This window comes from Yersinia sp. LJYL362 (genome assembly GCF_048323875.1).
This window is the reverse complement of the sequence record NZ_JBLWEX010000267.1, coordinates 1-25,492: the sequence shown is the minus strand read 5'-3', so window position 1 is coordinate 25,492 and position 25,492 is coordinate 1. Positions and strand designations below refer to the sequence as shown.

Genomic DNA, 25,492 nt, shown 5'->3' with positions numbered 1-25,492 from the left:
TCGTTTAATCCGAGGTAAAACACCTGTGGATGGGTACCTTGCTCCGGCTTCAATACTTTGATGTCAGCGGCATGCTCCAATAGCATTTTGCGCAATGTGCTGTTGCCATCACGCAAGTCACCAATAATCCGCGCGCCACCGACACAGGACTCCACGCAGGCTGGCAATAACCCGGCATCAAGGCGGTGAACACAGAAAGTACATTTATCTGCCGTTTGAGTGCTGTGATTGATAAACCGCGCTTCATAAGGGCAAGCCTGCACACAATAGGCGCAACCTACGCAGCGGGTATTATCAATCACCACAATGCCGTCTTGCCGCTGATAAGTGGCTTGTACCGGGCAGACCGGCACACAAGGCGGGTTATCACAGTGATTACACAAGCGAGGCAGTAATACGTTAGTGACACTTTCTGCCCCCGATAGCGCAATCTGATACTGATTAACGGTGGTGCGGAACTGGCCTTGCGGCAGTTGGTTTTCAATGGCGCAACTGACGGTGCATGCCTGGCAACCAATGCAGCGGCGTAAATCAATCAACATGGCATAGCGCCGTTTGATATCACCTTGTTTACGTACTGGCTCCATCTGCCAGCCCGCATCAGCTAATGGCACCAGTGCGGCTCCGGCGGTTAACACCCCCAGACGCTGTAGAAATGCTCTCTTCCCTTGATCCATTTTTTCTCACCCTCTTCTTGATACAGGGATTGTAGAAATCGACGAACAGAAGCCCTATTGTGGTTTTCCACATTCCCTTTAGGGACTTGATCCAGGACAATTGCACCCTGCGACGGGGATCATAAAAAAGGAACATGCATGTATTTCAGAGTGCTGGCGGTAATGCTGTTTGGCTGTATTTCTGCCGCCCACGCCCATGATTGGACGATTGGCGTGCTGGCATTACGCGGCGATGCTCAGGCACAAGCACATTGGCAACCGCTGGTCGATAATTTGAATCAGCAACTGCCGGAGCAGCATTTTCAGTTATTACCGCTGGACTTACATGCGATGAAAAACGCCGTGGCGCAGAATCGAATTGATTTTCTGCTCACTAATCCGGCGCAATATGTGCAGATTGATAGCCACTTTCCGCTGCGCTGGTTAGTGTCTTTGCGCTCAAGTCATGAGCCAGATGGCACCAGTCGCAATGTGATTGGCAGTGTCATTTTGGTGCGGGCTGACAGTGATATCCACTCACCACTGGGGCTGACAGGCAAACGTGTCGGCGCGGTGTCACCTGAGGCTTTTGGCGGTTACTTATTGGGATACAAAGCATTACGCGATGCAGGGTTACAACCTGAACAGGATTTCAAGCTGAATTTTTCTGGCTTTCCGGTTGATGCGCTAATTTATCTGCTGCGTGATCGCGCCATTTCTGCGGCTATTGTCCCCACTTGTTTGCTGGAAGATATGCAAGCTGAAGGGTTGGTGCATGCCCGCGATTTTCGGCCATTACTGGCAAAACAAGCCACTATCCCCTGCCTAACCAGCACCGAGTTGTACCCAAACTGGTCATTTGCCGCGCTGTCACATGTGCCAGATCAGTTAGCCGATAATGTAACGCGAATTTTGCTCAACCCCACTGACAGCAAGACGCCGCAGTGGGGTGCCCCCTCCTCGACCAGTCAGGTTGAAACCCTGTTGCGCTCGGTCAATCAGCACCCGCAACAGCCCTATTTTTGGCAACAAATTCTCGATTGGGCGCAGCAGCACCGGCTGTTGATTGCTGCCATTGCGCTGATTCTGCTACTGCTCGGCGCTAATCATATTTGGGTCGCTTTTCTGGTGCGCCGCCGCAGTCGCCAGCTTGAACAACTACACCAGCAACTCAGAATCAAGGAAGGCGCATTAGAACAGGCCCAACGGCTGAGTATTCTGGGCGAAATGGCATCAGGCTTTGCTCACGAACTGAACCAACCGCTTTCTGCTATTCAACATTATGCCGACGGCTGCGCTATTCGCCTGCAACGAGAGCAAGCGGATCATCCGTTATTACCCATTCTCGGGCAGATCAGTCAGCAGGCTCAACGCGGGGCCGATACCATTGCTAACTTGCGCTTGTGGGCAGGGAAATCCCCCACATCTGGAAGGGCGACTGTCAACCAGCCGCTGCCAGAACTGCTGTTGCATCTGTGGCAATTATTGGGGGCGGAGCAACATCAACCACCTTGCCAGCTACATACCGATATTGACCCACAGATTGCGCTACATTTACCGCCGACGTTACTGGATCAGGTGTTATGCAACCTGATAACCAATAGTTTGCAAGCGGGTGCGTGTCAGTTATGGTTTAGTGCTCATCAGCAAGCCAACGCGGTGACACTGACATTGCAAGATGACGCCGGAGGATTGACCTCAGAGCAACTCAGCCAGCCTTTTGCCCCTTTCCGAACCAGCAAAAGTGAAGGCCTCGGCCTGGGCCTGGTCATTTGCCAGCGACTAATAAACAGCCAGGGCGGAACTCTGACATTACGCAATCAGGTTGCCGCCAATGGCCATATGGGGCTGCATGTCATCGTGACGTTGCCACTTAACCCAAGCAAGGAGCTTAGTTTTGTCACTGATTCACTTGGTTGATGACGATATTGCCGTCACTGATGCCTGCCGTTTTTTACTGGAAAGCCTCGGCTACAAAGTGAAAGTGTGGCATGAGGGCGACCGTTTTCTGGCACAAGCTGATTTATATCAGCCCGGCGTAGTATTGCTCGATATTCGCATGCCATTGCTTGATGGCACTGAGGTTTATGCCCGGATGCGCCAGTTAAACAGTACGCTGGCGGTGATATTTCTCACCGCGCATGGCGAAGTGCCACAAGCGGTTGAACAAATGAAATTAGGAGCCGTCGATTTCCTGCAAAAACCGGTCGCAACGGCACCGTTAATCGCGGCATTACAACAAGGTTTTGTACAATCAGAACAGCTTGTCACCCGCCGACAGGTACAACTGCGTTATGCCTCACTGACCCCACGGGAGCAGATGATCGCCCAATGGGTAATGCAAGGTTTGATTAATCGTGATATCGCGGATAGAGCCTGTGTCTCCGTTCGCACTGTCGAAGTCCATCGCGCCAAAGTGATGGAAAAAATGGCCGTCAATAGCCTGGCCGAATTAGTCTGCTTATTAAATCCGATAAAATAGCCGAATCGACCTTGGTCACATAATAATCAAACAGATATTTTTTATGCTGAAAACTTCAACAAAAAGGCATAAAAATAGTTTTTTGGTGCGGTCTTTTTTCCTGTAAGCCCCTAAAAATGCCACAATAGTCTACCTTAAAACGACAGATAAGCAGGTTGGTACAGGGCCTATTGAGGTTCTTTTATGAACTCTAGTGCACCATCAATAGCAAATATACTTTAAATAGTTAACTGTCCGAACGAATGACAAGGACGATGAAAACAGATATGCAAGCTCCTTCTTTTAATCGCTCACTATTGCACCCTCGTTATTGGCTGACTTGGCTCGGTCTCGGTATTCTCTACCTGCTGGTGCTACTCCCCTACCCGGTGATTTATGCTATGGGCACCTCCCTTGGCCGCTTTTCCATGCGATTTCTTAAACGACGCAAGCGCATTACGCAGCGCAATCTGGAACTGTGTTTCCCGGATATGCCCAAAAGTGAACGAGACGAACTGCTGCTCAAGAATTTTGAATCCGTCGGTATGGGGTTATTTGAAACCGGGATGGCGTGGTTTTGGCCTAATTGGCGCATTGAACGTTGGTGCAGTGTTAGCGGGCTGGAACATATCCAAAAAGCGCGCGATGAAGGTAAAGGGGTGTTGTTAATAGGTTTGCATTTCCTGACACTGGAACTGGGTGCGCGTATTTTTGGTATTTACAATCCAGGGATTGGTGTCTATCGGCCACATGATAATAAAGCGATGGATTGGATGCAGACTTGGGGCCGGATGCGCTCCAACAAAGCCATGCTGGATCGCAAAGATCTCAAAGGGATGATCCGCAGCCTTAAACAGGGTGAGATTATCTGGTATGCACCAGACCATGATTACGGCCCACGCAGCAGTGTGTTTGTGCCGCTGTTTGCCGTTGATCAAGCCGCCACCACCACCGGGACTTATCTGCTGGTGCGTATGGGTAAACCGGCCATTATTCCTTTCACCCCGCGCCGACTACCGGATGGGAAAGGCTATCAGCTACTTTTACAGCCAGCGGTGGATAACTTCCCACTGGATAATGAAGTCGAAGCTGCGGCATTTATGAATAAAGTGGTCGAGAAAGAGATTGAGCGCGCGACGGATCAATACATGTGGCTCCACCGGCGTTTTAAAACCCGGCCAGAGGGCGCACCTTCGCTATATGAGTAACTAGCTTAGATCAAAATAATATAACCAATGATAATGAGAATTAGTTTACATCAGTTTTTTTGATACAATCTGTCAGTATTATCCAATAGAAATATAGTACTAGTCTGACGATACTGAATTAATTTCTCTGAGTTATTTTCTGGTTATCTCTTTTCTTGATAAGGATATATATGCTGGCAACTCTCAATCTCTGGTTCACACGGCTTACGGATCACCCGAACGGCGGCAAACTGTTATTGCGCCTAACGTTCGGTGTTTTAATGTTATTTCATGGTGTGGCAAAAATTCAGCACGGCACCAGTTGGATAGCTGCGTCTTTACAGGAACAGGGCATTCCCGGTTTTGTCGCTTATGGTGTTTACATTGGCGAGATTGTCACCCCTATTCTGATTATTCTTGGCCTGTTTACCCGCCCTGCCGCATTTGTTTATGCGGTTAACCTGCTGGTTGCAGTATTGATGGTGGGTACCGGTAAGTTTTTCACCCTGACCCAAGTGGGTGCATGGGGTTTGGAAAACGAAGCGATGTATTTCCTCGGCGGCGTTGCTATCATGTTGCTGGGTAGCGGTCGTTATTCCGTCACCAAAAATGAAGCTTATCGCTGATAACAAACATCACTCTGCTGATGTGATAAAAAAGCCGCTGCGCCGCTGGTGCAGTAGCTTTTTATTCCATTATTACCAAATAGAATAAGCATATCCCCGCATTTCAAACCCGCTTTCCATTTTAATAAAAACTAACATTCATCTCATTGATGTGAATGCTCTATAAGCGCATACTTATCAAGCTAACTGTTTTATTCTTGTGCTTTGTTGCCCCTTTCAAACGCCCCTATCGACGAATAAAGAGACGCAAAGCGATCAGCTTGTTGAGAAGCAATCCCTTGCTTAATCGGTAATTTATGACTTCGGCACCACAATCTGTTAACTGGAAAAGAAACCTGTTTGTCACCTGGTTAGGTTGTTTTTTAACCGGCGCGGCATTTAGTTTGATCATGCCATTCTTGCCACTGTATGTGGAGGAATTAGGGGTGAGCGGCCACCAGTCATTAAACATGTGGTCGGGTCTGGTGTTCAGTATTACATTCCTGTTTTCAGCCATTGCCGCCCCTTTCTGGGGTAGCCTTGCCGACCGTAAAGGCCGGAAGATTATGCTACTGCGATCAGCGCTCGGCATGGGGATTGTGATGGTGCTGATGGGGATGGCGCAAAATATTTGGCAGTTTTTGGCTCTACGCGCCCTGCTGGGATTGTTAGGCGGATTTATTCCTAATGCCAATGCTCTGATTGCCACGCAGGTACCACGCAATAAAAGTGGCTGGGCATTGGGTACACTCTCAACCGGCGGAGTCAGCGGTGCATTAATCGGGCCACTGATTGGTGGGTTGCTGGCAGATAATTATGGATTACGGCCGGTGTTCTTTATTACCGCTGGGGTGTTATTCGCCTGCTTTGTCATGACCTGGTTTTATGTCAGGGAGCAGTTTGCTCCGGTGTTGAAAAAAGACATGCTCAATGGACGACAGGTATTTAACTCACTGAAAAACCCTAAGTTAATCCTTAGTCTGTTTGTCACCACCATGATCATTCAGATTGCAACCGGTTCGATTGCGCCCATCTTGACACTGTATGTACGTGAACTGGCCGGTGACATTCATAATCTGGCCTTTGTCAGTGGCATGATTGCCTCAGTACCCGGTGTAGCTGCATTGATAAGTGCACCTCGATTAGGCAAGCTGGGGGATAGAATCGGGCCAGAGCGCATTTTGATCGCCATGCTGGCATTATCTGTGCTGATTCTTATCCCGATGGCCTTTGTTCAAACCCCGCTGCAACTGGGTATTTTGCGCTTTTTATTAGGTGCAACAGATGGTGCATTGTTGCCTGCAGTGCAAACTTTGCTGATTTATAACTGTACCAATCAGGTCGCGGGCCGAATTTTCAGTTATAACCAATCATTCCGTGATGTGGGTAATGTCAGTGGCCCATTACTCGGTGCGGCGGTATCTGCCAGCTACGGTTTCCGGGCGGTATTCTGTGTCACAGCGGTAGTCGTGCTATTTAATGCCCTTTACTCTTACTGGTGTTTGCAACGCCAACCTTTAAAGGCGCAGCAACGCGCCCCCCAACAGCGGCATGATAGTTAATACACCCTCCCCTATTTTTCTTGATAAAAGCGCCCATTGTTGAGCGATTTTTCAGCATGAACGTCCGAACTACACACATAATAACAGCGGAAACAACCATCAAATTCGGTTTAAACTGATTGATAATTGTAATGCATGTCGACTTTTCATCTAAAAATACGATATAACCCCCGGTGGAAATTAAAAAATGACGTTATTATTGCGTTAAATTCTACTGTAACGCGTGTTAACTCAGACCACTGACTACAGTGCAAAGAGATGACACTCGATGACGGGTTTATTCGCTCATTTTAAGGCGATTCTATGGGAAGACTTTATGCAAACCTCTACTAACACCCCTGGCGGTCGTACGTTCTTTGGGCATCCTTATCCGCTCAGTGGACTATTTCTTTCCGAGATGTGGGAGCGTTTCTCGTTCTACGGCATCCGTCCTCTCTTAATTCTTTTTATGGCTGCCACCGTTTTTGATGGTGGTATGGGCCTGCCGCGCGAACAAGCTTCAGCTATCGTCGGGATTTTTGCCGGGAGTATGTATCTGGCAGCGTTACCCGGCGGCTGGTTAGCGGATAACTGGCTGGGCCAACAGCGCGCAGTTTGGTACGGTTCGATTCTGATTGCATTGGGACATCTGTCCATTGCCCTCTCAGCCTTCTTCGGCAATGACCTGTTCTTTATCGGTTTGGTGTTTATTGTTCTGGGTACCGGTCTATTCAAAACCTGTATCTCGGTTATGGTCGGCACCCTCTATAAACCGGGTGATGCCCGTCGCGACGGTGGTTTTTCACTGTTCTATATGGGTATCAATATGGGGTCGTTTATCGCACCGCTGCTCTCTGGCTGGTTGCTGCGTACCCACGGCTGGCATTGGGGCTTTGGTATTGGCGGGATTGGGATGCTGGTGGCATTACTTATCTTCCGTGGTTTTGCCATACCGGCCATGAAGCGCTATGACGCAGAAGTGGGTCTGGATTCAAGCTGGAATAAACCGACCAACCAGCGTCAGGGGGTGGGCAAATGGGTTACCGCCATTATGGCTGTGGTGGTAGTGATTATTGCGCTTATTTCTCAGGGCGTTATCCCCATTAATCCGGTGATGATTGCCAGCTTGCTGGTGTATGTTATTGCCGCCTCCGTAACACTCTATTTTGTCTATCTGTTCGCTTTTGCCAAAATGAGCCGTAAAGATCGCGCCCGTTTATTGGTGTGTTTCATCCTGTTAGTCTCTGCGGCCTTCTTCTGGTCTGCCTTTGAACAGAAACCCACCTCATTTAACCTGTTTGCCAACGACTATACCGACCGTATGGTGATGGGTTTTGAAATCCCGACAGTCTGGTTCCAGTCAATTAATGCGCTGTTTATCATTCTATTAGCACCGGTATTCAGTTGGGCGTGGCCAGCACTGGCGAAGAAAAAGATTCAACCCAGCAGTATCACTAAATTCGTGATTGGTATTTTATGTGCTGCGGCAGGTTTTGCCGTGATGATGTACGCTGCACAACATGTTCTCAGCAGCGGTGGCGCGGGTGTTTCACCATTGTGGTTGGTGATGAGTATTCTGCTGCTGACATTAGGCGAATTGTGCCTTAGCCCTATCGGGCTGGCGACGATGACCTTACTGGCACCCGACAGAATGCGCGGTCAAGTGATGGGGCTGTGGTTCTGCGCCAGTTCACTGGGCAATCTGGCTGCGGGCTTGATTGGGGGTCATGTTAAAGCGGATCAACTTGATATGCTGCCAACCCTGTTTGCTCGTTGCTCCATTGCTTTGGTTATCTGTGCAGCGGTATTGATATTGCTTATCGTGCCTATTCGCCGGTTGATGAACAACACTCAGGGCCAGCAAACCGCCTGATAACCAAGACTTAATCTGTCGCATTTCTTGAACCGCCCCAGTGGCGGGCTCAGAATTCGGACAAACCCCGATAACTCGATCTTGCAAGGTGAAGGCAGGCAGAGGAGTAAAGGGTCCGCGCCAGGGACGGCGCGGCTCGAGCCCCCATGGAAGGGTTTACGGCGTCTTTACGATCTGCCTGTTTTCACCGATACGGGCACTTTCTCATTAACCTCAACCCGCCCCAGTGGCGGTTTTTTTCATTAACGATACAATCTGAACTTACACAACCCACTCACGTTGCTGTAGCACCACTCGATAACCATCGATATCTTCAAAGGTTTTGCCGCTCACATCCCAATACGGGTTATAAGACGCCACCTGACAAAAACCCGCAGCACACATTTGCTGACACTGACTGTGCCATTGCTTCTCGTCTGGCAGATAAAATACTAATAGGTTATCCGACGTCGGCGCCCGCCCTACCTGAACACCACGATGATGAGTGAACTCCAGATGGTACGCGTGATGTGGGTGTCCCAAAATGACACCGTCAAATCCCTGATGATCGGCAAAACTGCCTAGTTCAGAAAAACCCAAACCTCGGCAATACATCTCACTGATTAATTTAATGTTATCAGTAGGCCTGGCAACACGCATCACTGAGGTTGATGGCAAAACGGATGAGTCAAACGATTTGGCGGGTTGAGATGGCATACAGAAGTCACCTATTGTTATTCATAGGGGCCGTGATGAGCGTCAATCGGCAGCATAAAGGTATCAACAATCATTGATAATGGGACATCGATAACCGTGACATATTTCCATGGCCCTGCGCGCATATCCCATTGCACACCGGGGTAATATTGGTGTCCATGCCCCTGCCCCGGCACGATGCGGCTGATAATACTGCCGCAGCCGGATAACAACATAATCCCGGCCCCGAGGATGATAATGCGCATCAAGGAATGCCAGCGGTGGATCAAGGTAGACATGGATTCAATCGGCTCTTCATATTCACAGAAAATTTCATATTCACAGAAAAAATGGGCCATCACTGAGCCCATTTTTCTATTTTGACCTACCCGCTATTTCGCGGCGGGGAGAGCCTTCAGATTATGCGCCAGTTGGCGATAATGGCCGTTCCAAATTGGGCACTGTTCCGGCTGCTGCCAAACTTGCTGGTGCAAACGTGAAATCATGACCGGGTCGCTCAGCAATTCTAAGCGCTGCAATTTGGCCAATTTCTCCGGCCCTACCTCAAGCGCTTCTGCCACCCGCTCGGTACGATATTGTTCGATAATCGCACGAGTGTGATGACGAGCCGTTGCCATCGCGCTGACTAACGCGTTATAGGATGGGTCCATCACCGCATGGAAGAAACCGTCGCTGAGCGCTCGCTGATGGTTAAGTTTCAGATACTCTTCCGTCGCGACCAATTCCCGTGGCGGATTATATTCCTCAGGGATCAGGAATAATTTCGCCCGTTTGCTAGCCAATCCCAAGGTACGGCGGCTGGACAGAACCGAGACCACCGGAGACAAGATCAGCGAGAAAACAATCGGCGATAACCACCACAAGAAACGCAGATCCAGCCAGGCCACACCACTGGCCCAAACCACACCTAGCATCAACTGTGGCCCGTGGCGCACCATAGCTTCACTCCACGGCGTAGCATCATCATCGCGTTGTGGTGAATTCCACTGCACTGACCAGCCGAGGAAGGCACTCACTACAAACACCGTGTGGAAAAGCATTCGAACCGGTGCCAGTAATACGGAGAACAGCATTTCCGCCAGCATTGACAGCAACAGACGAATCGGCCCACCGTACTCTTTCGACCCTTTGGCCCAGATAAGAATGATACTGAGTAACTTAGGCAAAAACAGTAATACCAACGTGGTGGAGAATAGACCAATCGCCAATTCCGGTCGCCACTGAGGCCATACCGGGAACAGCTGACGCGGTTGCAGGAAATACTGCGGCTCCATCAGGGTATGCACTGCTTGCAGCGCAGTACATAACACCAGGAACATAAACCACAACGGCGCTGATAAGTAGGACATAACGCCGGTAAGGAACACCGCCCGATGCACCGGATGCATACCCTTAACCAGGAATAACCTAAAGTTCATCAGGTTGCCGTGACACCAGCGGCGATCGCGTTTTAACTCATCAAGCAGGTTAGGAGGCAATTCTTCATAACTGCCCGGCAGATCATAGGCAATCCACACCCCCCATCCGGCACGGCGCATTAATGCCGCTTCGACAAAGTCATGAGAGAGTATAGCACCAGCGAATGAGCCTTCACCTGGCAACGGTGCCAGTGCACAGTGCTCAATAAATGGTTTCACCCTGATAATGGCGTTATGGCCCCAATAATGGGACTCGCCCAGCTGCCAATAATGCAAACCGGCAGTGAACAGTGGGCCATAAACACGGGTAGCAAATTGCTGGATTCGGGCATACAGCGTATCCATGCCTGATGCTTTCGGTGCAGACTGAATGATCCCGGCATTCGGATTGGCTTCCATCAGCCGCACCAGCCCGGTCAAACACCCACCACTCATCACACTGTCGGCATCCAGAATCACCATATAGCTATACTGGCTGCCCCAACGGCGGCAAAAGTCATCAATATTACCACTTTTGCGTTTTACCCGACGGCGACGGCGGCGATAGAAAATACGGCCATGCCCATCAACATCACGACACAATTCCAGCCAGGCTTTTTGCTCCGCCACACAGATATCAGGGTCATAACTGTCGCTCAGCACATAAATATCAAAGTGCTCAAGCTGCCCAGTGGCCGCCACCGACTCATAAGTCGCGCGCAAACCAGCAAACACCCGCTCCACGTCCTCATTACAAATAGGCATAATCAGCGCCGTCCGATGTGCCGGATTTAACGCTTCATCCCCTTTGATAGTGGAAGAAATACTGTATTTATCTTTACCAATCAGTAATTGCAGGAACCCCATCAGCGCGGTCCAGAAGCCAGCGGAGACCCAACAAAACAGCACAGCGAACAAAATGAGAATGCCGGTTTGCAGTAAGTAAGGCAGCAACTGCATGACCGAAACCTGCCAGTTTTGCTGCCAGATGGCGAAAGGATCGATCAATGCCCAGCCCTGATAAGGCAGAATAGTCTTCATATAGCTGGTCGCAATGGCGGTTTGCAACACAATCAGTATCAGCAAGATATAGCGGCGCAGAGAACCGACGCTACGCCATTTTTTCTCGGCAAGAGCCTGTTCATGTGTTTGTGCACGTGAAACAGGGCTGCGGCCCAGTAATGAATCCCAAAAACGCCCAACTGGATTGGTACGCCAAGCCTGCGGTGCCATGCTGGTGCGCTTGATCGGTGGCGTGGCATGAATAACCGTGCGCCCTTCGTCGTCTTTCGCCAATAGCTTGCCATCATCCAACGCATCAGGCCATGCCGCTTGCAAACGGGCATTGACCGAAGCCAATGCACTGTCTTGCTCACTGAATTTCACACTGTCAGCAGTGCCAACAGCTAATTGTTGATGAACCCGAGGTATCGCATCAGGTGTGCTGGTCAGCAGCACATCCTCGGGTAAAGCATCGCGCAACGCCCCCTGCTGCTGCGCAGTCAGGGGCAAGTTGGCAATATAATCCTGTACAGGAGATTGATTTGACTTATTCATTGGCAGGTAGCTGATAGCTCCAGGTTTCAGTCAGGGTTTTATCGCCGTTAACCAGCGCAGCGCGCATTTCTATTGGTTTCTTGGCATCCTTAACTTTTAGCCGCAGTGTCAAACGCCAGCCTTTGGTCACTGGATTGTAACGAACACTGTTTTCAATCAACTCACCGTTGTCATCGATACTGACCTGTGAAGCCAGTGGCGCATTTTCATCGAGTGATTTCAGCACTGGACCAACAAAATCAACCAGGAAAGCGACACTACCGTCTGGCTCACGGATCAGATTCGACTGTTTCACATCACCGGTTGAACGCAGAGTTTGTTTTACATAAGCCACATCTGGTGAATGTAATTTCTCTTCATCACGGGTGAAATGCAGGCGGTAATTCAGATCAAGCGAAGTTTTGGCATCCGGCAGGACATCCGGAGTCCAGAAAGCCACGATGTTATCGTTGGTTTCATCTGCCGTCGGAATTTCCACCAGCTCAACTTTACCTTTACCCCAATCGCCACGTGGTTCAACCCAGGCACTTGGCCGTAAATCGTAACGGTCGTCTAAATCCTCATATTGAGAGAATTCACGGCCACGTTGCAGCAAACCAAACCCTTTCGGATTTTCAATAGTATAAGTGCTGACTGACAAGTGTTTAGGATTGTTCAGTGGTCGCCAAATCCATTCACCATTACCAGCATGAATAGAAAGGCCGTTGGAATCATGCAACGCTGGGCGATAGTTCAGCACCGCAGATGGCTGGCTTGGGCCAAACAGGAACATACTGGTTAATGGTGCAATCCCCAGTTTCTCGACTTTGTCGCGCAGGAAAACTTTCGCCTGCACATCAATAGTAGTGTCACGCCCCGGATAGATAATGAATTTATAAGCGCCAGTTGCACGCGGGGAATCCAGCAATGCATAGATAACTAAATGTTTATCATTAGGCTTTGGTCGCTCAATCCAGAACTCGCGAAAACGTGGGAACTCCTCACCGGAGGCCAATGCTGTATCAATTGCCAGCCCGCGCGCAGAAAGACCATAAACCTGGCCCTTACCAATCACACGAAAATAACTGGCCCCCAACATGCTGACGATTTCGTCTTTTTTATCCGCTTTGTTAATGGGATATAGCACTTTGAAACCAGCAAAACCCAAATTCTTCACTGACTCAGGATCATGCTTGACCGAGCCAAAGTTGAAATAGTCTGGGCTATAATTGATAGGCTTCACACTGGTGGCGGTGACTTCATTGATTTGCACCGGTGTGTCGAAATACATGCCTTGGTGATAAAATTCTAATTTAAATGGCGTGTCCAGTTTGTTCCAATACGATTTATCATGGTTAAACTGAATCTGCTGATAGTCGGCAAACTTCATTTCACGAAATTGCGATGGAAGATTACTTTTCGGCGCTTCGAAACTTTTACCCGCCAGAGCTTGTGCCTGCTTAGCCACATCATCTAACGAAAAAGCCATGGCCTGAGAAGTGAATAATGACAGCAAGAGAGTAACCCCCAGCCATCTAACGCTGATCGCGCGTGACCCTTTTGACATTCTATTGACGTTCGACAAAATATTAACTCCCACATCTCCCCCTAAATCACAACAGCCAAATTATTGACGGTTTATCCAGCAGGTCAAGCAGATAAATCCCGGTTATTGTTTAACCCGAAGTTACACTGCCAGCTCATTGTTTAAACCAGTGGCTAAGCCACAAGCCAGACTAAAATACGCTATGGAAAATCATTAACCCTTATAGTAGTGTTTCTCGTCACACTGATCCATTGATAACGTATATAGTTACCAATGAATAATTACGATAATAAAACATTCTGGGAAAAAATCGGATGCGTTATTCTAATTCCGATAACAACTAGCGAATATGTATGAAAAAAAACACTAACCAACGGGAGTACTTTTTAGACGCCATCCGCGCCTATTTGATGTTACTCGGCATTCCTTTTCATCTTTCTCTTATATACTCCAGCAATCATTGGGCGGTGAATAGCAGCCACTCTTCATTGGTATTTACCCTATTGAATGATTTCATCCATGCTTTTCGCATGCAGGTATTCTTTGTTATTTCCGGTTATTTTTCGTTCATGTTGTATCAGCGCTATGAGCGCCAGCGCTGGCTTCAGGTCCGCATGGAGCGTGTGGTTATTCCGCTCATTACCGCTATCCCCCTCATTACTTTGCCGCAGTTCTTCTTACTAAAGAATTACACCAATAAATTACAAGATTGGAATTCATTTACAATTTATCAAAAAATAAATATTGCTATTTGGGAAGTTGTTTCTCACTTATGGTTTTTGTTAACACTCGCATTACTAACAGGACTCTGTTTTTATCTGTTCCAGAAAATGAAGAATAAACAACACTCGGTTCCTGGTTTGATAAAAAGAATGAATAACATAGGAAAAATCTCACTATTATTGTTTGTATTCATATTCATCTATTCTGTAATACGCAGAATAATATTCCTTCTTAACCCTGAAATACTTTTTAATAGTGTTTTCAATTTCTTTGTTATGGAGACGGTTTTTTATCTGCCATTCTTTCTTCTGGGTGCTTATAGTTTTATCTATCCGCCACTCAAACAGGTTTTTCTCACATTCTCACCGGGGGCATTAATCGCCTCGATACTGCTGTTTGGCGCTTACTACTTAAACCAACATATTAATACTGCTGAATTTTTTTCCTTTGAATTGGATCTCATCATCAAAGCGTTAATCGGTGTGACCATGACTAACGTGGTCTATTCTCTTGGGCATCGCTTACTCAACTACCCTTCCGTGCGGGTGACTTACCTGGTCAACGCTTCTCTTTTCATCTATCTGGTGCATCATCCATTGACCTTAATTTATGGTGCCTTCGTGACACCGCAAATTGACAACAACGGGCTAGGTTTCATACTAGGAATGGCCTTTGTTTGCCTGATTTCGTTTATGTTGTATGAGCTACATCGCCGTATTCCTTTGCTGAAATTCTTGTTTTCTGGCAAGCCGCAGCAGCAAACGGCGTAATTAAAGTATTATGCAAAGGAATAATGTTATTGCTAATCGATTGATTCATCCGCATACCGTTTTGGTCATAAAACCGCTACACTGTCAGGCCATCATGTAGATGCGGGATGGCAAATGCCTCACTGTGCGCTCTGCTTTCAGAGCAACTATCCTGTTATACCCTAAGTAATTCGAGTTGCAGGAAGGCGGCAACTGAGTAAATCCCCAGGAGCTTACATAAGTAAGTGACTGGGGTGACCGAAGGCAGCCAACACACATGCAGCTTGAAGTATGACGGGTATATTCCTTATCAGGATTTGTTTCACTTGCAGTGACAACAAAAAGAGGAATTGTGATGAGTAAGCAAGAATCTATTGAGAATAATCCCCCATCTGAAACTACGCCAGTCACCGAGTTCAGCACTTTGTTGGCCTTGGTTAATCGCCTCAGCGGCGCACTGGATAGCGCGATCACCGGCAAAGATCGCAGTGTATTAGTCAATGAGCTTTCACAACTTTCTGTCGATAATCTTCCTGAACAGGAAAAAGCAGTGACCTTTGAAGCCCTGAAAAGAGCTTTGGCTGCACTAAAACGCGACTAGTTTTTCATCCAACGCTCACCCTTGATTCCCCGCTGGGCAATGAAAGGTGAGCGATCTGGCTATACCTCTCTATCCTCTCCAATTTATACCCAAAATAATTCGAGTTGCATGAAGGCGGCAAGGGAGAGACAAATTGGTCGAAGACCGGTTTGAACAGCATTTATGCTAGCCCGAAGGGTGAGCCTCAAAGAGGCTCATTAATCCCGATGAGCTTACTGTAGTAAGTGATTCGGGTGACAAATCGGTCAGGAACCGATTTGAACGCTGCTTGCAGCGGCCTCGTAGAGGCGAGGCCCATGGACGGGTCGAGTAACGAACGTAGCCAACACACATGCGGCTTGAAGTATAACGGGTATACAGACCTATTTAACACATTGAATTAGGTCATATCTTCCCATTGCCCGCTCTAAATCTGTGTATAATATTTCGGCCTATCCGCTTTTTCACATCAGGAGATCTCCCACATTGGACGCCATCACTATTAACAGCCTTTTTTTGATTGGCGCAGTGCTGGTGGGAGCCAGTATTTTACTGAGCTCACTCTCTTCACGGTTGGGCATACCCATTTTGGTCATCTTTTTGGCCATTGGTATGTTGGCGGGCACCGACGGCATCGGTGGGATTGCCTTCGATAACTATCCTGTCGCGTATCTGGTCAGTAACCTGGCATTAGCCGTCATTCTGTTAGACGGCGGCATGCGTACCCGAGCATCTTCCTTTCGTGTCGCATTGTGGCCGGCCCTGTCGCTGGCAACCGTAGGTGTGTTGATTACTGCGGGCCTGACCGGTTTGGCCGCCGCCTGGCTATTTGATTTAGATATCATTCAAGGCTTATTGATTGGTGCGATTATAGGTTCTACCGATGCGGCAGCCGTTTTCTCACTGTTAGGTGGCAAAGGCCTCAACGAGCGAGTCAGTGCCACTCTGGAGATAGAATCAGGCAGTAACGACCCAATGGCCGTATTCTTGACCATTACCCTGATTTCTATGATTTCCGCCGGTGAATCCAGCCTGAGCTGGATGTTTTTGGTGCATCTGATTCAGCAATTTGGCTTAGGCATTATCATCGGATTGGGTGGCGGCGGCTTGCTGTTGTCACTTATCAACCGGATAGAATTACCCAGCGGTTTATATCCATTACTGGCAGTCAGTGGCGGGATTCTGGTGTTTTCACTCACCACCGCGATGAATGGCAGCGGGATTTTGGCGGTCTATCTCTGTGGCCTGATGCTCGGCAACCGCCCCATCCGCAACCGCGCGGGTATTTTACAGACCTTCGATGGGTTGGCGTGGCTCAGTCAAATTGGCATGTTCCTGGTATTGGGGTTATTGCTTAACCCAAGTGAGTTGTTGCCGATTGCCATTCCAGCATTAATTCTCTCATTGTGGATGATTCTATTCGCCCGACCACTGTCAGTATTTATCGGCTTACTGCCCTTCCCCAGTTTTAATCTGCGTGAGCGCATCTTTATTTCATGGGTCGGTTTACGCGGTGCCGTTCCGGTTATTCTGGCGGTATTCCCGATGATGGCCGGTATTCCCCATGCGAATTTATTCTTCAATGTCGCCTTTTTTGTCGTGCTGGTTTCGCTGCTATTACAAGGCACCAGTTTGTCATTTGCTGCGCGCAAAACAAAATTGGTGGTGCCGCCCGCGCTCGCTCCGGTGGCACGGATTGGTTTAGATATTGATAAAAATAACCAGTGGGAGCAGTTTATTTACCAGCTCAGCTCCGATAAGTGGTGTATCGGCGCAGCGTTGCGTGATTTAAAAATGCCGCAGGAAACGCGTATTGCGGCACTGTTTCGTGGCAAAGACTTATTACATCCCAACGGCAATACCCGCTTGAAAGAAGGCGATATTTTGTGCGTTATTGGTCAGGAGCATCACTTGCCCGCACTAGGAAAATTGTTTAGCCAGTCACCCAGCATCCAGTTGGATGAGCGCTTCTTTGGCGACTTTATTCTCGATGCAGATGCAAAGCTTGATGATATATCTCAGATTTATGGTCTTAATCTGGAACAGGGCGTCGATAAACAACAAACACTCGGCCAGTTCGTGCTCTATCTCTTTGGTGGTGAACCGGTTATTGGTGACCAGATTGAGTGGGATGGCCTGACGTGGACCATTGCCGAAATGGAATCTGACCGCGTGAGCCGGGTCGGGGTTAAAATAGTGACCGATAAAGCCTGATAATGGCAGTATTCATTATTACCCTATGGGTGTGCTAACCAACATTTATTAGCCCGGTTAGCACACCACTATTATTGCCGCGACACTATCTCATGCAGTCACAACAGCTAACTTCTGCCCTGCTTAATTCGGTTAACTAACACAATACCCACACATACCAACACCAGTGCAATAGCATATTTCCATTCCAAAATACTTTCATTCAGGAAAATAGCCGACAGCACCGCGCCAGAAACTGGGATAAGGAAATTGAATGGGACCACCATGCCGACCCGGTTATATTTAAGCAATAAACTCCAAAGCGCAAACGCTGCGGACGATAACAGCACCAGATAGGCCAGTAGTAATAAAGCCTGCCAGCCAAAATCACTCAAATATCCACCAAACAGATAACCACCCAGAGTTAAAACTAACCCACCAATGGCTAACTGATAGCCTGTCATTACTGTGGTATCCATAGTTTGTGAAATACGTTTACCATAAATACTGGCGGCGGAAAGGATGAATGCAGCCAACACAACACAGCCCTCACCCATCAGGGAAAAATTGAAGTCCATCAAGCCCGAGCCAAAATTTACCACCATGACCCCGGCAAACCCCAAGGCACATCCAATGATTTTATTGAAGGTCAGCCGGTCATTTTTATAAATATAATGCGCCAACAGGACACTAAAAAATGTGCCTGTCGCATTCATAATAGAACCTTTAACCCCAGTGGTGTATGCCAGGCCAATATAGAAAAAAACGTACTGCAATGTTGTCTGAGTAAGTCCTAAAATAGCAATCTGCTTATATTGGCTCTTCTTAAGGCGACCAATAGTCTTACCGCTAGCGACAGCAAAAAGCAGTAATACCAGACCTGCCAATAAAAAACGATACCCGGCAAACACCATCTTGCTCGGAATATCATCAGCTGCAATATGGAACAGCGCATAGCCATTTTTTATGGCCGGATAGGCGCTGCCCCACAACAGACAACAAAATGTTGCGACGAGAAAAACAAATTTTTTATTAGTAAAAAGTGGAGGACTGCGGTCCACATCAGCATCCTTTTCAGACAAAAAATGAAACATTGTTTCGTTATAACCATTTATTGTATAAAAATCTTGTCTAATGTCACTTTTCTCCTAAAAAGATCCCGACAATCCTGTTACCCCGCATCTATAGCTCATCATGAGCCAAAAATATTTAAATACGGCACTCTGTTTGTAGAATAAACGTACTATAGCGAGAAAGTGAGTGCACTATTACTACACTCGCTAAGTCTCGTTCAATGTTTGCACTCATAGATAGAGATCGTGTACGATGTTGTTTTAATTAAATAACTTTGGTTTTTATTATGTTAAAACTCTTTAACGTAAATTTTAATAATATGCCTGAAAGGAAGTTAGACGAGATCTTCTCACTTAGAAAAATAACATTTAAAGATCGACTGGACTGGAAAGTAACCTGTATTGATGGCAAAGAAAGCGACCAATATGATGATGAGAACACTAATTATATATTAGGAACAATAGACGATACTATTGTTTGCAGTGTTCGCTTTATTGACATGAAATATCCAACCATGATTACAGGGCCATTTGCTCCTTATTTTTCTGATGTGAGCTTACCTATTGATGGCTTTATTGAATCCAGCCGCTTTTTTGTTGAAAAAGCATTAGCAAGAGATATGGTGGGTAATAACAGTTCCCTTAGTACTATACTGTTTCTTGCTATGGTGAATTACGCCAGGGATCGTGGGCATAAAGGGATACTCACAGTAGTCAGCCGAGGAATGTTTATACTACTGAAACGCTCGGGCTGGAATATTACGGTATTGAACCAAGGTGAATCAGAGAAAAATGAAGTTATTTATCTTTTACACCTGGGTATTGATAATGATAGCCAACAACAACTGATAAATAAAGTTTTGAGAATACATCAAGTTGAACCAACCACTCTTGGAACCTGGCCAATGGTCGTGCCTGGTATTGTTAAATAGGTTTAATTAGCTTCAATTCAATGCCAAGCCTTATTGCGTGCTTGGCATTTAAAACACCCAGCTTTCTAACAACATTGCCAATATGGAATTTAACTGTGCTTCTTTTTATTCCCAATATAATTGAGATCTCGGCATAAGTTTTACCAACACTGGCCCAGTATAGAATTTCATTTTCCCTCGGCGAGAATATGTCTCGCTCTATTTTTGGGTTTCGATTTTCATCCTTATCGCTATTGCTCTGGTAAAGACCTAACATCTTTTCATGTGTGAGAATGAGTAGCATTTGAATTTTTTCTTTGTTTATTTCAATGCTTTCATCAAAAGAGATACTATCGTCGCTTCCATTGGAGATATTTAACGTTGCCATATTATTACTATTATCATGGAGTACGAAAGTATAACCATTAACAATATTGTATTCTCGGGCCAACTTAAACACGGCGGAATCCGTCGATTTTTTATTGATAACGGAATTATCGTCCCAGGCAAAAGGGGCGACTTTATCTTTCGCCGTCAAAATAACCGGATCAATAAGATGATAACTGTTCTTTTTATATTTCCTTACCCAATCTAATGGATAATTAGAGATAATAGTGGGATGCAGAGGGGTTTTCTTATTCATGACTAAATAAGAATAACGAAGATCACCATAGGCCTTTATTCTGCGTTGAATATAGTTCTTTATATCTTCATTAATACTTTCGTTATCAAAATAGTCAATTATCATAATAGGCCAATTTTACTCTGTGTATAATGTAACAATACAATTTTATCGCATTGTTTTCAATAGAAAATGCGGTATAACATACCCTCACAAACATTTCTTATATGAAATTGATGCCCGATAAGAAAAAACCTAGACCAAAGTATAGTTTAGATAACTAGACCTAAGGCTAGCTATTATTATACCCCTATGTTAATTAAACTGTTTTTGCTTCGCAGAATTAGATTTTAATATAATAGAACTAGTATCTTAGCGCACTGCCGTTAAGAAAGTTAGTCTGAAAAGAATATATTTTCGCCAACACCAGGGCACTTCAGATTCACCAAGTACCAGTTTCACCCTGCCATCTGGATGCTTTTACATTCAGATGGCTATCAAATCAGATGTCATCCCCCTCCTCAATACATACTCTTTTTCTGAGAAAGATCATCTCTGATGATTTCATCGGCGCAGCCTGCTGTTTATCTGACCATCTTTCGTCTTAATGGACTCGCGTTGTCGGCCAAAGAGACTCATCGAACAAAAAAACCTAAAAAATATTCTTCAAACACATATAAACATTAAACATATTAATGTAATGTGAGTAAAGTTGACTTAAGTCATGTCAGTAACCTAAATAAATCGTATGATAAATAAACGGTTATAATGTTTCCCTGGTGTTGGCCGAATTGGCATCCCTTACCAAATGAGATTGGTAAGGGTTTTTTTTTGCCTATTATTTGGAGCACAACAGGGTTTATCTAAGATGACGGCTGCATCGCGCGCGCAAAAGTCATCGCGCGAATAATCACCGCACGATCAATATCGGGATTATCACTCTCAAGTAACTGTTGCCAAATCGCGATGGCTTGCGCGTAGCGTGCATGAGTAAAGTTATCATTGGCTTGCAACATCAACGCCGTATATTGCAAAGGATCTTTTGCCAGCGCTTGCTGCAACCAGTAGACCACATCATCAGTCATTTTCTGTCCTGACTGATAATAAAACAGCGTCGCTCGTGCAGCATCAAGTGCCGCACTGACCCCTTGTAAGCGCTCTGTCTGCTGTAATGCCACCAGCGCGTCCTCAAACTCATTCCGATACAAATAGTGCTGTGCCAAACTAAACCATAGCTCGCCGTTATCTGGTGATTGGCGGATACGCTGCTGTAAAAGAAATAATGTCGGATCGCTGCTTTGTTTATCCACCACCGAGTTCAGACGTGCAGCTTCTTGTTGCCGTAAAGCCTCTTGTTGCACTGAGGAATAGTGACCCAATTGTTGATATCCCAAGAGGATAAGTATCGGGATCAACACGCTTAATCCTAACGGCCAGCGCCAACTCAGACGGCCATACTGCCTCAACCAAGGCCACCATAACCCGATCAAAATCACAAGTAATACTAATGCCAGCCCCATCGCCAGTAGCATCAGCGTGCTCCTCTCGAACCTGAGCCCGCCAAGTTTCGGATTCGTAGCACTAATCCACCTAACAAACAGACCAACAGCACTCCCGGCCCAAACCACAACACCCATGTTGCACTGCGCAGCGGAGGCCGATACAGCACAAAATCACCGTAGCGCTGGGTCATCAGAGCCATAATTTCCTGAGAACTGTGCCCCGCCTCCACCAAGCGGTAAACTTCTAAGCGCAAATCCTGCGCGATAGGTGAGGTCGACTCCAATAAGTTCTGATTCTGGCATTGAGGGCAACGTAACTCTTTTGCCAATGCCAGGGCCTGCTGCTGATTTTGCGGCGAACTAAAATGATAGGTATCCACCAAGTCGGCTAACACCCACGGTGAGAATAGCAGTGATAACGCCAGTAATATGGCTTTCATAGGCTGCCCACCTTAGCCCATTGTGCCAGCAATGGCGCGAACTGTTGCCGCCATATCTCCTGCGTCATCTCACCCGCGTAGCGCTGACGAATAATTCCATCGGCATCAATAAGCCAGGTTTCTGGAGTGCCATACACCCCCATCGCCAACGCTAACACCCCTTGCGGATCATAAAGGTTCTTTTGATATGGGTTGCTGTAACGGTGAAGTGTATTCAATGCTGCCTGACGATCGTCGCGGTAATTCAACCCGTAAAACTGCACTTGATTTAAGCTGCTGGCAATCTGGCCTAATACTGCCAATTCTTGTTTGCAACTGGCACACCAACTGGCCCACACATTGATTACAGTCACTTTACCCAACAGTTGGCTCCGCGTTATTTTTTCCGCTGGTTGCTGTAATTCAGATAAGGAAAACTCCGGGAATGGCAGATTTTTCTCTGCCAACTCAACATGATGTGGGTCACGATTTAAGCCACTATAAAGTACCAGTCCCAAAACAAAGGCCAGCATCGGAACACACAACCAAGGCCACCGTTGCTTCATTTATCCTCCGCAATATCACTGGCAGCTCTGCCTCTTCGCCACAGGGCCAACACGCCGCCGAACACCATTATCAACGCGCCGCCCCAAATCCAACTGACCATCGGCTTATGATATAAACGCACGCTATATTCACCAGAACCCAAACTATCACCTAGCACCGCATAGAAATCAGCAAAAGGGCCACTGGCTATGGCTGGCTCAATCATCAACGTCTCACGCGCTGTATAGTGCCGCCGCTCAGGTAGCAGCATAGTGATGGGTTGCCCATTCTGGCTAACGGCAATATGTGCCCGCTCACTGGTATAATTAGGGCCAACCAGTAATTCGGTTTGCTGATAAGTAAATTGGTAACCAGCCAATGTGACTTGTCGGCCAACGGACATGCGGCTGCCCTGCTCGACTGAGTGATACGAGGCAAATAGCATGCCCATTAAGCTAATGGCGACGCCGCCATGAATCAGCCATGATCGCCAACGTATCTTGGGGGCAAACAGCGGCGCAAATAACACCCAAAGCGCCAATGTGATACCCGGTATCATTTCTGGCTGCCATGAGGATTGATACAAACCCGAACTTAAGAGCGCGCCCAGGATAGCCAGCAGCGCGGGAACCGCCAGACGCCAGCGCGTAGTTTTGCGGCTTCGCTGCCAATCGGCAAAAGGGGCCCACCCCATCAGCAATAACAGCAGTAACATAAAAGGCGTTAGCGTTAGGTTGAAGTAAGGCGCACCAACAGAGAGCGAACCTAGTCCCAATGCACTGAAAATCAAAGGATATAGTGTACCAATCAATACCGTGACTGCCGCAATACTTAATAATACCAGCGCCGCTAACAATAAGGTTTCCAGTGAGAAAAGGTTGAAGTCAGCCGCGCGAGTATTACCTCGAATCCGTAGTGCAAATAACATCAATGAAATCAATGTTACGATGCCAAATAGTGCCAGCAGGGCCTCACCACGGGCGGTATCAACAGCAAAGGCATGGACTGAGGTCAACACGCCGGAACGGACAATAAAAGTCCCTAGCAAGCAGAGCTGAAATGTCACTAATGACAGCAATATACCCCATTGATGATACAAACCGCGTCGTTCATTGAGCGCCAAAACATGCAACAATGCCGTGCCGGTGAGCCAGGGAAGTAATGAGGCATTTTCTACCGGGTCCCAGAACCACCAGCCTCCCCAGCCCAATTCACTGTATGCCCACCACGCCCCAAGTAGAATGCCGATGCTCAGTAAACTCCAGGCCGCCAATATCCACGGGCGGCTATAGCGAGCTATATTCTGATCACTTTTGCCTTCAAGTAAGGTCGCGACCGCAAAAGCAAAACCAACAGCAAAACCGCTGTAACCCAGATAAAGCAGTGGAGGATGAAATATCAACGCCAAATCCTGCAACATCGGATTCAAATCGCGCCCTTCCCCGAGTGTGGGGAATAATCGTGCAAAGGGATTGGAGAAAAAGAGGATAAATATACTAAAAATAACCAGTAACCAGCCCATCACTCCCAGCGAGCGAGCGAAAAAGCGCAGCGGAAAATGGCGACGTAACAAGGCTAGCGCGGCGCTCCACAAGCTAAGGGCAAACAACAGAAATAACATCGAGCCTTCGTGCCCGCCCCAGATTGCTGCAATTTTATAAAATAGCGGAAGCTGACTGTTTCCGTGTTGAGCAACATACAATACCGAGAAATCATCGGTGACGAAGCACCAGCCCAGAGCCAACATTGCCAGTGTGATAAATAAGGCGACGCCATAGCTGAGCGATGGCAACCAGAATAGCAAAGGCATCCGCCGACCATGCAAAGCAATAAAGGGCAAACAGCCGAGCAACAGCGCCAATGACGCTGCCGCCAGCAGTAAAAGCAGCCCCAATTCAGCTGTCATACTATTTTATCCACCACACTATTTTATCCATCACACGACCGTCATCTGGCCGGCATAAAGAATGAAGAAACGTAAAACAAATACGCCGAATAAACTTAAACCGGAAACCGTAAGCAGGAATGAAACCCGGTGGCGCACGTTATGGCTGCAATAACGGTTTAGAACCAATGGCAGCACCATGCCGCAACCAATCACCCAGAACCAGAACATCAAAGCCCAGAAACCGCCGCCTAATGCGACCGTCACCGCCACCTCTTTCTGACCACCGCCAAACCATAGTCCGGTAAAAAATGCCAGCAACAGAAAAAGTTCCAGCCACACCACCGGTTTTTCCAGCCGATGAACAAACGCCAAGGCCGGGCTATGGAGCGGTTCTTTAAAAAATGCCACTGAACACAGCACCATGGCGGCAATACCGGAAGAAACACCAGAGAACAGGAATAGCACCGGAAGCACTGGATTATTCAGCAACGGGTAAGTTTTCAAGGCAGATAACAGAAAGCCGGTATAAGCCCCTAACGCCACTGCCAAAAACATCATCAGCGGCTCAAGTTTAGGTTCAATCGGGGCCAGTTTATTCAGCAACGTACTTACCCGGCTCAGCTTAGGATAAGGCTGTAATAATGCTGTTATCCAATGACGGAATAGCACCGCCAGCCAAACTAATAACACCACCATATAGATCTGAAATAACATCACTCCCAGCGACATAACCGAACTGGTGCTGTAGAAAAACATCAGTTTCCAGAAAGTCCACGGTCGGGTCAGAT

General features: G+C 47.3%; 22 protein-coding genes. 10 read left to right on the top strand and 12 right to left on the bottom strand.

The window, feature by feature from the left end; all coding sequences use genetic code 11:
- Window positions 1-677: tetrathionate reductase subunit TtrB (gene ttrB, locus ACNSO8_RS16505; RefSeq protein WP_418395255.1), on the bottom strand; the 677-nt coding region annotated here is incomplete at its 3' end.
- Between the two features lie 138 nt (window positions 678-815).
- On the opposite strand from ttrB, the gene ttrS reads away from it, so the two are divergent.
- The 6 genes from ttrS to ACNSO8_RS16475 all read left to right on the top strand — a co-directional run bounded on the left by ttrS (window position 816) and on the right by ACNSO8_RS16475 (window position 8,323).
- Window positions 816-2,576: a tetrathionate respiration histidine kinase TtrS gene (gene ttrS, locus ACNSO8_RS16500; RefSeq protein WP_050130025.1), complete on the top strand. Its 1,761-nt coding sequence runs from the start codon at window positions 816-818 to the stop codon at window positions 2,574-2,576.
- Entirely contained in the window at window positions 2,554-3,138 is a 585-nt protein-coding gene (ttrR, locus tag ACNSO8_RS16495) for a tetrathionate respiration response regulator TtrR (RefSeq protein WP_019079815.1), read from the top strand. The genes ttrS and ttrR overlap by 23 nt, the downstream gene beginning before the upstream one ends.
- A 266-nt stretch (window positions 3,139-3,404) precedes the next feature.
- Complete coding sequence (locus ACNSO8_RS16490) at window positions 3,405-4,325, top strand: Kdo(2)-lipid IV(A) acyltransferase (RefSeq protein ID WP_026017882.1); 921 nt, start codon at window positions 3,405-3,407, stop codon at window positions 4,323-4,325.
- Window positions 4,326-4,495: 170 nt separating this feature from the next.
- A complete protein-coding gene (locus ACNSO8_RS16485; protein WP_005157877.1) occupies window positions 4,496-4,930 on the top strand; it encodes a DoxX family protein in 435 nt (144 codons plus the stop codon).
- 296 nt (window positions 4,931-5,226) lie between these two features.
- A complete protein-coding gene (mdtG, locus tag ACNSO8_RS16480) occupies window positions 5,227-6,471 on the top strand; it encodes a multidrug efflux MFS transporter MdtG (protein WP_019079817.1) in 1,245 nt (414 codons plus the stop codon).
- 316 nt (window positions 6,472-6,787) lie between these two features.
- The gene (locus tag ACNSO8_RS16475) at window positions 6,788-8,323 is read left to right on the top strand and encodes a peptide MFS transporter (RefSeq protein ID WP_005170801.1); all 1,536 of its coding nucleotides are present in this window, start codon (window positions 6,788-6,790) and stop codon (window positions 8,321-8,323) included.
- Between the two features lie 261 nt (window positions 8,324-8,584).
- On the opposite strand, the gene ACNSO8_RS16470 is transcribed toward ACNSO8_RS16475, so the two are convergent.
- The 4 genes from ACNSO8_RS16470 to ACNSO8_RS16455 all read right to left on the bottom strand — a co-directional run bounded on the left by ACNSO8_RS16470 (window position 8,585) and on the right by ACNSO8_RS16455 (window position 13,519).
- The gene (locus ACNSO8_RS16470; RefSeq protein ID WP_019079819.1) at window positions 8,585-9,019 is read right to left on the bottom strand and encodes a hypothetical protein; all 435 of its coding nucleotides are present in this window, start codon (window positions 9,017-9,019) and stop codon (window positions 8,585-8,587) included.
- Window positions 9,020-9,036: 17 nt separating this feature from the next.
- Entirely contained in the window at window positions 9,037-9,297 is a 261-nt protein-coding gene (locus ACNSO8_RS16465; RefSeq protein WP_032901839.1) for a YceK/YidQ family lipoprotein, read from the bottom strand.
- 93 nt (window positions 9,298-9,390) lie between these two features.
- Complete coding sequence (gene mdoH, locus ACNSO8_RS16460; RefSeq protein ID WP_057630995.1) at window positions 9,391-11,973, bottom strand: glucans biosynthesis glucosyltransferase MdoH; 2,583 nt, start codon at window positions 11,971-11,973, stop codon at window positions 9,391-9,393.
- On the bottom strand, window positions 11,966-13,519 hold the full coding sequence (locus ACNSO8_RS16455) for a glucan biosynthesis protein G (protein WP_019079822.1): 1,554 nt from the start codon (window positions 13,517-13,519) through the stop codon (window positions 11,966-11,968). Before ACNSO8_RS16455 ends, mdoH begins: the two co-directional genes overlap by 8 nt.
- 332 nt (window positions 13,520-13,851) lie before the next feature.
- Between ACNSO8_RS16455 and mdoC the strand changes: the two genes are divergently transcribed.
- From mdoC to ACNSO8_RS16440, 3 genes are all read left to right on the top strand, one after another.
- Complete coding sequence (gene mdoC, locus ACNSO8_RS16450; protein WP_418395254.1) at window positions 13,852-14,991, top strand: glucans biosynthesis protein MdoC; 1,140 nt, start codon at window positions 13,852-13,854, stop codon at window positions 14,989-14,991.
- 334 nt (window positions 14,992-15,325) lie between these two features.
- Complete coding sequence (locus ACNSO8_RS16445) at window positions 15,326-15,571, top strand: hypothetical protein (protein WP_019079824.1); 246 nt, start codon at window positions 15,326-15,328, stop codon at window positions 15,569-15,571.
- A 465-nt stretch (window positions 15,572-16,036) separates the two neighbouring features.
- Window positions 16,037-17,764: a potassium/proton antiporter gene (locus ACNSO8_RS16440; RefSeq protein ID WP_005160140.1), complete on the top strand. Its 1,728-nt coding sequence runs from the start codon at window positions 16,037-16,039 to the stop codon at window positions 17,762-17,764.
- Window positions 17,765-17,871: 107 nt separating this feature from the next.
- Here ACNSO8_RS16440 and ACNSO8_RS16435 read toward each other — a convergent pair whose 3' ends face one another.
- Window positions 17,872-18,804 (bottom strand): DMT family transporter, encoded by a 933-nt coding sequence (locus ACNSO8_RS16435; RefSeq protein ID WP_418395253.1) that lies wholly within the window; start codon window positions 18,802-18,804, stop codon window positions 17,872-17,874.
- Window positions 18,805-19,103: 299 nt separating this feature from the next.
- On the opposite strand from ACNSO8_RS16435, the gene ACNSO8_RS16430 reads away from it, so the two are divergent.
- The gene (locus tag ACNSO8_RS16430) at window positions 19,104-19,748 is read left to right on the top strand and encodes an acyl-homoserine-lactone synthase (RefSeq protein WP_046694872.1); all 645 of its coding nucleotides are present in this window, start codon (window positions 19,104-19,106) and stop codon (window positions 19,746-19,748) included.
- Here the strand turns inward: ACNSO8_RS16430 and yenR are convergent.
- The 6 genes from yenR to nrfD form a co-directional block, all read right to left on the bottom strand.
- Window positions 19,741-20,475, bottom strand: coding sequence for a LuxR family transcriptional regulator YenR (yenR, locus tag ACNSO8_RS16425; protein ID WP_019083420.1), 735 nt, complete (start codon window positions 20,473-20,475; stop codon window positions 19,741-19,743). The two genes, ACNSO8_RS16430 and yenR, sit on opposite strands and share 8 nt — an antisense overlap.
- A gap of 737 nt (window positions 20,476-21,212) precedes the next feature.
- Window positions 21,213-21,881, bottom strand: coding sequence for a cytochrome C heme lyase (locus ACNSO8_RS16420; protein ID WP_172654415.1), 669 nt, complete (start codon window positions 21,879-21,881; stop codon window positions 21,213-21,215).
- Entirely contained in the window at window positions 21,881-22,291 is a 411-nt protein-coding gene (nrfF, locus tag ACNSO8_RS16415) for a heme lyase NrfEFG subunit NrfF (RefSeq protein ID WP_019083422.1), read from the bottom strand. The genes ACNSO8_RS16420 and nrfF overlap by 1 nt, the downstream gene beginning before the upstream one ends.
- Window positions 22,288-22,836 carry a DsbE family thiol:disulfide interchange protein gene (locus tag ACNSO8_RS16410; RefSeq protein WP_263696206.1) on the bottom strand — a complete coding sequence of 183 codons (549 nt, stop codon included), beginning with the start codon at window positions 22,834-22,836 and terminating at the stop codon, window positions 22,288-22,290. Before ACNSO8_RS16410 ends, nrfF begins: the two co-directional genes overlap by 4 nt.
- A complete protein-coding gene (locus tag ACNSO8_RS16405; protein ID WP_342229660.1) occupies window positions 22,833-24,722 on the bottom strand; it encodes a heme lyase CcmF/NrfE family subunit in 1,890 nt (629 codons plus the stop codon). The genes ACNSO8_RS16410 and ACNSO8_RS16405 overlap by 4 nt, the downstream gene beginning before the upstream one ends.
- Before the next feature lie 30 nt (window positions 24,723-24,752).
- Window positions 24,753-25,492 (bottom strand): NrfD/PsrC family molybdoenzyme membrane anchor subunit (gene nrfD, locus ACNSO8_RS16400; protein WP_418395252.1); only part of this gene is annotated, 740 nt, incomplete at its 5' end.